Annotated in this window: 8 protein-coding genes and 3 pseudogenes; 3 read left to right on the top strand and 8 right to left on the bottom strand. The window is 48.8% G+C overall.

Annotated elements, in window-relative coordinates; all coding sequences use genetic code 11:
- Nucleotides 1-57: 57 nt before the first annotated feature.
- Both L2I46_RS28175 and L2I46_RS28170 read right to left on the bottom strand, forming a co-directional pair.
- Nucleotides 58-240, bottom strand: a pseudogene (locus L2I46_RS28175) (type I restriction endonuclease); the annotation flags it as partial.
- Between the two features lie 21 nt (nucleotides 241-261).
- Nucleotides 262-543: pseudogene (locus L2I46_RS28170) on the bottom strand (Arm DNA-binding domain-containing protein); the annotation flags it as partial.
- 169 nt (nucleotides 544-712) lie between these two features.
- Here L2I46_RS28170 and L2I46_RS28165 point away from each other — a divergent pair.
- Nucleotides 713-1,533, top strand: a pseudogene (locus L2I46_RS28165) (IS110 family transposase); the annotation flags it as partial.
- A gap of 419 nt (nucleotides 1,534-1,952) precedes the next feature.
- Here L2I46_RS28165 and L2I46_RS28160 read toward each other — a convergent pair.
- The 5 genes from L2I46_RS28160 to L2I46_RS28140 are packed head-to-tail and all read right to left on the bottom strand — an operon-like array spanning nucleotide 1,953 to nucleotide 5,940.
- Entirely contained in the window at nucleotides 1,953-2,918 is a 966-nt protein-coding gene (locus L2I46_RS28160) for a DMT family transporter (RefSeq protein WP_017901242.1), read from the bottom strand.
- The gene (locus tag L2I46_RS28155) at nucleotides 2,915-3,733 is read right to left on the bottom strand and encodes an amino acid ABC transporter ATP-binding protein (RefSeq protein WP_017901243.1); all 819 of its coding nucleotides are present in this window, start codon (nucleotides 3,731-3,733) and stop codon (nucleotides 2,915-2,917) included. Before L2I46_RS28155 ends, L2I46_RS28160 begins: the two co-directional genes overlap by 4 nt.
- A 4-nt stretch (nucleotides 3,734-3,737) precedes the next feature.
- On the bottom strand, nucleotides 3,738-4,400 hold the full coding sequence (locus L2I46_RS28150) for an amino acid ABC transporter permease (protein WP_017901244.1): 663 nt from the start codon (nucleotides 4,398-4,400) through the stop codon (nucleotides 3,738-3,740).
- Entirely contained in the window at nucleotides 4,397-5,068 is a 672-nt protein-coding gene (locus tag L2I46_RS28145; protein WP_017901245.1) for an amino acid ABC transporter permease, read from the bottom strand. Before L2I46_RS28145 ends, L2I46_RS28150 begins: the two co-directional genes overlap by 4 nt.
- A gap of 23 nt (nucleotides 5,069-5,091) precedes the next feature.
- On the bottom strand, nucleotides 5,092-5,940 hold the full coding sequence (locus L2I46_RS28140) for a transporter substrate-binding domain-containing protein (RefSeq protein WP_004118155.1): 849 nt from the start codon (nucleotides 5,938-5,940) through the stop codon (nucleotides 5,092-5,094).
- A 156-nt stretch (nucleotides 5,941-6,096) separates the two neighbouring features.
- Here L2I46_RS28140 and L2I46_RS28135 point away from each other — a divergent pair, with 156 nt between their 5' ends.
- Nucleotides 6,097-7,050 carry a LysR substrate-binding domain-containing protein gene (locus L2I46_RS28135; protein WP_020481021.1) on the top strand — a complete coding sequence of 318 codons (954 nt, stop codon included), beginning with the start codon at nucleotides 6,097-6,099 and terminating at the stop codon, nucleotides 7,048-7,050.
- Nucleotides 7,051-7,136: 86 nt separating this feature from the next.
- Entirely contained in the window at nucleotides 7,137-8,348 is a 1,212-nt protein-coding gene (locus L2I46_RS28130; RefSeq protein WP_236948395.1) for a M24 family metallopeptidase, read from the top strand.
- 338 nt (nucleotides 8,349-8,686) lie between these two features.
- Here L2I46_RS28130 and L2I46_RS28125 read toward each other — a convergent pair.
- On the bottom strand, nucleotides 8,687-8,760 hold a 74-nt coding region (locus L2I46_RS28125), incomplete at its 5' end, for a hypothetical protein (protein WP_223171860.1).

Here is an 8,760-nt window from a genome sequence, read left to right as displayed (position 1 = left end):
GAACGGTCTGCGTTGTCGGGAAGATGCGTGATCTGATCCTTCAACTCAGCAAAAGTTCGATTTATTCAACAAAGCCTGTATCTGGTTAAAGGCTTCGCGAATCGCCACACCGCGTTTTTTCAGCTCAATTTGCGCCAATGGCAGGCCATTGACCAGAATGGTGACGTCATAGCGGTTGGCGTGTGAGCCGGTCTGTTCAAACTGTTGAATGACCTGCACTTTGTTGCGCATGAGATTCTTTGATACATCAGTGATTAAGCCGATACGGTGACGTGGGTCGATACCTTCAGCGAGCCAAGCCCTGCATTCATCACGTTTATCTCGTGCCATTTTCAATGACATATCCGGATACTTGCCCAGAGTCAGCCATATTGGGGAAGTATCTCTACCGCCCAAACGGTAGAACATGACAAAGCTCACAGCCCCATTCTTGCTAACTCGCGCCGACATTCCGCGACCGTCTGAAATCAACCGCTGCTTAGTCTGCGATTTACCCTGTAGCGCTTTTAGTTGCCTATCACTCAGTTTATTTTCTGCAGCCATCTTCTCACTCTCTGCACACACAAAAGCAATACACACTGCAATACACAGTGGCCCGTAACGGAGAAAACGGATGCGATCATGCTCGAACATCAAAATCAAAAAAACCATAACTCTCATTAAGTTAACGAACAATCACGAACACTACCGTTCCTCTGAAACCTCTATGTTGTATGCTCATGATCCACGTCTGATGGCTTCTAAATTTGTATCTCCTTACCGCATGGCCGGAAATCAGGCAAAAATGATGCAGCTGATGCACAGGCTATCTGTGAAGCAGTTCGTCGCCCGCATATGCGGTTTATACCCGTTAAGGATGAGAGCCAGCAGGCGATGCAATGCCTACACCGCTCCCGTCAGGGATTTATAGAAGAGAAAACAGCAACGTATAATCGCCTGCGAGGATTGATATCTGAATTCGGCGTCATCGCGCCACAAAGTACAGATTCCCTGCGACACATGGTTTCTGCACAGAAAGATTCTTTACCACTTCAGGTTCAGCAATGTGTTGATGATTTGCTGGAGCACGTTGCTCGCATCGAAGCCAACATAGCTGAATATGATCGGATTTTGTCCCGCATGGCCAAAACAGATCATCGCAGTCAAAGGCTGATGGAATTGAAGGGCGTAGGCCCCACAACGGCCTGTGCGCTGGTCGCCAGTATCGGTAACGCACATGATTTTAAGAATGGACGCCAGCTGGCAGCCTGGCTGGGCCTTACGCCATCGCAGTACAGCAGCTGCGGAAAGTCGAATCTTGGCAGGATAACGAAAGCTGGCGATTCGTATCTGAGAACATTTCTGGTTCAGGGGGGCCGCTCGGTACTGATCGGGGCGGAGAAAAAGACTGATTCATTCAGTCGTTGGGTCTGTTCACTGATCGAGCGCAGAGGATACTGGCGTGCCGTTGTAGCGATCGCCGTCAAAAACGCAAGGCTGTGCTGGGCATCATTGCATTACGGTGATGATGTCAGGCTGTACTCAGCCAGCTAAAGCACGAAACAAAATAACCATCTGTTCTGCAATTCGTTGATGATAAAGGGTTAGACCCCGTGAGGCCTATCTGGCTATTGTACAGGATATACGTATCCGCTTAACGAACAAGAACCTCACGCGCGTCTTTCATCAGGGTCCGAATCGATAACGATTCATTATGACCGTTTATAGTACCGCAAACTCTCCCCTTTATTTTTAACTGTAGTGCAGACAGAAACCGTAAACACCGGCGTTGACATGCCGGGGAAGCCCTTATAGTACAATAATTTTCGATATCCAAACTTACCCCAATTATCCGGATTCCAGCGACTAGCCTAAAAATGAGTATTAATACTATCAATAACTTAAGTGATACCAACTGTCTGAAGATTCCAAGGGCCAGTCTATTCATGTACGAGAATCTGGTGAAGCCATAATTAACTCCGATTGACTTCTGAAGTATTACTCACGTCGCCGCCATGATTGTGCTGATGGTAATGTAACGTAAACATAACCCCACCAATTAACAGCGTAATAGCGGCACTTTCCTGGAGATCCGGAATGCGCTGTGAATAGATAAAACCATATAGCAGCGCGAAAAGGGTTTCAAAAACCACCATCTGCCCTGTCAGTGATACCGGAAGACGCCGGGAACAGAGATTCCACGCCAGATATCCCAGCCATGAGGAGACCACGGCTAACATCATGTTCGTTATCCAAAAGAGCGTTTGGGTGTGTTCCGGTAACGACAAGTCAACTGCAGAAAACCTGAATATACTGGCGATGAGCCATAGCAGTACCGAAATACATCCCGTACACAGGCCTATCAGGAGAGACCACTGGTTACTGGTGTAAGGGAGTTTTTTCAGACAGCGGGAGTTCTCGACAGCGTAACGGCTCCAGCACAGTAATGCAGCGAAGGCACAAAGGATCCCCAGCATCTGCCGTTTTCCTTCTGTAACTTGGTGCGATGATGTTTGTATCGCATGCAGATTAATCAGCACCACACCAGCAATGATAGCCGTCATCGGCAGCAATAATTGCCTGAAGGGCGGAGCATGCTGGTCCCTGCGACCAAGCACCGGAACCATCACCGGAATTAAACCTATCACTAACGATGTCGCGGCAATACCGACCTGCTGTACGGCCACCGCGACGAGCAGAAAATAGAAAACATTGCTCATCAGCGAAAGACGAATTAGCGTCAGCAGATCGCGATGATGCCATACACGGGCAATGTTGCGCCATTGAGGTATAAGTAATATTGCCGCCAGTATCCCATAGGTAGCAAAGCGACCGCAGGTTAACAGCAGTGGTGAGATCTCGGGTAGCAGTACCGGTGGCAGGAAGATGAATCCCCAGCATGCGCCAGCGAGTACGCCAAATGTAATCCCTTGCTTCATGCTGACTCCTTCAATGCCCTTTCAGGTAATCTAGCCCCCGACTGGCGCTCACTCCACGACGACAAAAAATACTGCAGCCGCGGGCTTTTCGGCTGATGGAACAGTTGCGCCGGTGCTCCCTGCTCTTCAATGCAGCCATCGGCAAGAAACAGCACCCGATCGGAGACTTTAGCGGCAAACCCCATCTCATGGGTCACAATCATCATGGTCATACCATCATCGGCAAGATTGCGGATGACCTTTAGCACCTCCCCGACCAGCTCCGGATCAAGCGCTGAAGTCGGTTCATCGAACAGCATAATGGCGGGTTTCATGGTCAATGCCCGGGCGATGGCAACGCGCTGCTGCTGACCACCGGATAACATCGCGGGCCAGCTATCGGCTTTGTCTGCCAGACCAACCCGTGCCAGTTGCGTTTTCGCTTCGGAGTAGGCTGCTTCACGGGAGACCTTTTTAACCCGCCGCAACGGCGTGGCTACGTTATCGAGTACCGTCATATGCGGCCACAGATTAAACTGCTGAAAGACCATACAGACGTCGCGTAAAGCCTGACGGTTTTCCTTGTCGCTTAAACGCCGGCGTTTTTCCCCGCCGAGAGGTTCATAGCCGACGTTCTCGCCATTCACCAGAATGCTGCCGGAGCTATAATCTTCCAAAAAGTTAATACAGCGTAACAGCGTGGATTTACCCGACCCTGAGCCACCAATCACGCAGATGACTTCTCCGGGAGAAATGCTGACATCGATGCCACGTAGAACATGGTTTTCGCCATAATGTTTATTGAGGTTGTTAATCTCAATAGCATAATCACGCATAGTATTAACCTCGGCTTAATTGAGAATAAGAATAATGGCGCTCTATTTTATTACCCAGACGGGAGATACCGATCGCGATCCCCCAATAGACAATGGCCATTAAGGCGTAGATTTCAACCATCGCATAGGTCTGGTTAGCAATGGTCATGGCGGTATTGGTGAGTTCACCGACCGTAATAATGGATAGCACCGACGACTCTTTTACCAAAATGACGCTCTGGCCAATCAATGGCTGGATAATGCGCGCGAGCATTTGCGGCCAGACAATGAAAGTAAATATTTGCCATGGACTTAACCCCAGGTCTGCCGCCGCTTCAACTTGCCCACCTGAGACAGCATTGCGACCCGCACGAAATATTTCCGCAAAATAAGCGGAACCATAACATCCCAGGCACAGTACCCCGACCTGTTGCGCCTCGAGATTAATACCTATATAGGGTCCACCATAAAAGACTAAAAAGAGCTGCACCAGTAACGGCGTGCCGCGAAACACATTAATCCATGCATGATATATCACATTAAATAAAGCCGGTTTTTGTCTTTCGAGAAGAAAAAAACATAGCCCGATCGCCAGCCCCAGCAGGATACCGCCGAGACTCATTTTTAGGGTCATTAAAATACCGGCGGCAATGGCATCTTTATAGGTAAAAAGTATTTCAACATTCATTGTGCTAATACCCTTTGAGCCGAAGATGAGCGGTTTTTCTCTAACCTGGTGCCAACAATACTCAGCCCCCACGAGGTCAGAAAATAAAGGAGACCGCATGCCGTATAAAACTCCAGCGGCCGATAGGTGGTTGAGGCCAGCGTTTGAGTCACTCTCATCAACTCATGGACCGCCACCACCGAGACCAATGCCGAGTTTTTGATAATATCGATGGTTTCATTAATCAAAGCCGGCATCATGGCGCGCAACACCTGCGGCATCTGAATATAAAACAGCGTTTGCGCCGCTGAAAAACCAAAATCTCGTGCCGCTTCCAGTTGGCCTTTGGGCAACATTTTAAAGCCAGCCCGAAGAATCTCTCCTTGAAAGGCTGCGGTATTTAATGAGAGAGCCACAACCGCCGCCAGCAATGGTGAAAGCGTGATCCCTACTGTTGGCAAAGCATAAAATATTAATATCAACTGGACCAGTAACGGCGTTCCACGATAAAAACTGACATAGGTTTTGCAAAAACAACGCACGAGACGCCGCGGAGAGTTTAACCCCAGGCAAATTAACCAACCGAGGATCAATCCTATGACAATCGCGCTCAGCGATACAGCCAGAGTACTGAGCACGCCAATTAATAGCTGAGGGAAATAGGGAAACACCACTGAAATATCAAACATATTGCCCTCCAGTATCCATCAAATTAGTTTGCCGGGGTCGGAACTTGCTCAGGAACGGCCATAGAAAAACCCAGCCACTTCGTTTGTAGCTGCGCCAGTTTTCCCGATTTATTCAACTGCACAATGCCGTCGCTGATAAATTTGACCAGTGAGGCGCTATCCGCATCCTTTCTTCCGGCCCATGCGTACCAAGTGGCCGGGCCAAACGGTGGGCGTACAATTTCAAACGTATCACCACGGGTCTTTACCAACGGCGCGAGGTTCGGCAGCGATTGCACAACCGCATCAACACGGTGCGCCGCTAATGCCGCATAGGCTTCGTTATAATCAATAAAGGCTTTTATTTCTTTAACGCCGTGACCGGTGGTGGGTTTAAGTACCGATGCTTCATATTCTTTTAGCACCGCAATTTGCGGCGCCCCGGCCTGGCTGGCGACAATCATGCCCTGGAGATCTTTGGCGCTATTAATGCGGCTATCCCCTTTGCGTTTCAGAATGGCCACGCTGGCGTCAGAAAAGGGAGCGGTAAAAGCAAATTTTGCTTCACGATCGCGAGTGATGGTTAAAGAAGTTGCCACAAAGTCAAATCGTTTGCTTTCCAGGCCGGGCAAAATCCCTTGAAATGGAATATCCAGCTGAACCACTTTCACCCCGGGTAATCCTTTCATCACTTCCGTGAGAATATCTTTTCCCAGACCGACTATTTTGCCATCTTCAAGCATTTCAAAAGGGGCATAGCGCGCTTCGGTGGCAATCACTATTTCTTTTTTTTGCTTAATATCATCCAGTAAATCAGCCTGGGCCGTAGATATCAATAATGGTGAAAGTTGTAAGGCAGACATAGAAAGTAATAGCCACAGTTTATTTTTCATCAATGTTTCTCCGCGAGTTTGAATGACGATGATAATATTTATTCATTCGCTGAGCGGCGACAAACGGTGGTTTCTAACTGATAACTATTAGCACGGCTAATGGTGATTTTGGCATGAATAGTGCTTATTACAGGTTATTTAGCAAAAGAGAAACCGATGATGCAACGAAAACCAGGTTTGCCGTCTCTCGACGGTTTACGCTACTTTGATGCCGCAGCGCGCAATCTCAGTTTTACCCGTGCCGCGCAGGATCTTTTTCTTACTCAGAGTGCAGTAAGCCAAAAAATTCAATCGCTTGAGCAGCAACTTGGCTATCTGGTCTTTCACCGCACTCCCGCGGGACTACGCTTAACCCCGCAGGGTGAACAACTTTTTATCGGAGTGCGCCAGGCCTTTGCCATCCTCGAAACTACGTTGCACCAAACCGGTGAAGAAACCCTTGAGGGCACCATAAAGATTCGGGTTATGCCGTCCTTTGCCACCAAATGGCTGCTTCCCCGATTGCATCAGTTTTATGAGCAGTACCCTATCAGCCTGGAAATTGATGCCGATATGACGCCCGCCAATTTTAAATCTGACGCGGTCGATATCGCCATCACTCCTTTTTGGGTTGATGATAAAAATCTAATTCAACGGCATCTGTTCAACGATGTGATCTATCCCGTGATCAGCCCGGATTTGTTGAAAACACGGCATCTGCGCAGTTACAGCGAACTCTGTGGTTTGCGCTTACTGCATGATTCCATGCCGCAAAATGCCTATAGCACCCATTGGCGCTCCTATTTTGCCCGCCTCGGGCTCTATGACCTGAATGTCGAGGCGGGAACCGGATTTTCCCGCGCTGACCTCGTACTCCAGGCCGCCTGCGCCGGCCAAGGAATCGCCTTAAGCCGTCACTCTTTGTGTGCGATGGAAGTGAGCAATGGCGCACTGATTCGCCCTTTTACCGATATCGTCGAAGACGGACAGGTGTGGTTAACCTGCCCGCGTAATAATGAGAAACGGCCACGCGTTCAGGCGTTGATTAACTGGCTGACACAAGAAACCGCACGTCATATTGCAGAGCGAACGCAAATTCTCGGTGAATATACGCTGCATAAGGCCGGCTAATGACGGCAAATTAATAATCTCCGTTTGTAGCAAGATATCATTTTCCAGATGATGGCATCACGCCATTATCAACGACGGAGTTTATTATGAGCATGCCAGATATTATTGAATTAGCTAATGGGCAAAAAGTTAAAGGAACGTTCAGCTCCCATGAGATGCAGCGCCGACTGTCGGGATTACGGGCCACCATGGAAGCAGACAGCATTGATGCAGTTATTTTAACCTCGATTCATAATATTAATTACTACGGCGATTTTTTATATTGTAGTTTTGGTCGCCAGTATGCCTTGGTAGTGACACCGAGCCAGTCATTTTTAATTACCACCAATATCGATGGAGGTCAGGGATGGCGCCGCAGCTACGGTGCAAATATCGTTTACACGGACTGGCAGCGCGATAATTATTACCGTGCAGTACGTAAAGTGGTTCCTGATAACAGCCGGCGGATTGCACTGGAAGGCGATCATGTAACGATCGAACAGCGCGCTAAATTTTGCCATTACCTTTCTCAGACACAGTTTATTGATATTGCACCGGCGACGATGCGTATGCGCATGATTAAGTCTGCCGAAGAGATTGCGCTGATTAAAATTGGTGCTCAGGTCGCCGACCTCGGCGGCGCGGCATGCGTCGCAGCGATTGCCGAAGATGTTCCGGAGTATGACGTTGCCCTGGCAGCCACCTCGGCGATGACCCGGGAAATCGCGAAACGCTTGCCGCATATTGAATTGCGCGATACCTGGACGTGGTTTCAGTCTGGCCTGAATACCGACGGTGCTCACCATCCGGTGACGACCCGTCGCCTCAAGCAAGGGGATATTTTATCACTGAACTGTTTTCCCATGATTGCCGGCTACTATACCGCGCTGGAGCGTACACTGTTCCTCGGTCAGCCTAGCGATGAGCAATTGCGTCACTGGGAGATCAACTGTGAGGTGCTCCGCCGTGGGCAGGCGCTCATTCGCCCTGGCGCCCGTTGTTGCGATATCGCCGCCTCGCTCAATGAAATTTATCGCGAGCATGACCTGCTGCAGTATCGGACTTTTGGCTATGGTCACTCCTTCGGCGTACTGAGCCACTATTATGGCCGCGAAGCCGGTTTAGAATTACGCGAGGATATTGAAACCGTTTTAGCGCCGGGAATGGTAGTCTCAATGGAACCGATGATCATGCTGCCAGAGAACATGCCGGGACACGGCGGTTATCGCGAACACGATATCCTGGTAGTCACCGAAAATGCAGCAGAGAACATTACCCATTTCCCTTATGGTCCTGAGCATAACATTATAGAAAAATAGCAGATAAGCATGCCTAATGTAGAATGCATCAATATATCAGCACCTTCTGGTGCTGATTATTTTGCCCGGCTTTGTAATATGAGCGTCATTATCTAAATTCAACAGGAAATAATGTGATGCTCTATCTTCCTCAGATCAGTTCAGTGGAAATGACTCTAAATCATTGATAGTGTTTTATTGTCATGTAGTACTCAATGTGACCTACCCAGCGTTTATTAACATACCCCAATATTAGTAATGTATTCATAAGCCACATGAGGACATCCCCATGAAGGGTAATGACGGCTTTGTTGAATAAATAAGATTTCGTGCGAACGACCCTGTAGCTGGCTGGATTTTCAGGCAATACGCACGCTTTCAGGCATACCTGCTTTCGTCATTTTGTTCAGCGCTCGTACCAGGGCCATAGCCT

This window comes from Klebsiella sp. 2019SCSN059 (assembly GCF_021739525.1).
Lineage (GTDB): Bacteria > Pseudomonadota > Gammaproteobacteria > Enterobacterales > Enterobacteriaceae > Klebsiella > Klebsiella quasipneumoniae.
Note: the sequence above shows the minus strand (reverse complement) of the source record. Positions and strands in the feature narration are given on the sequence as shown.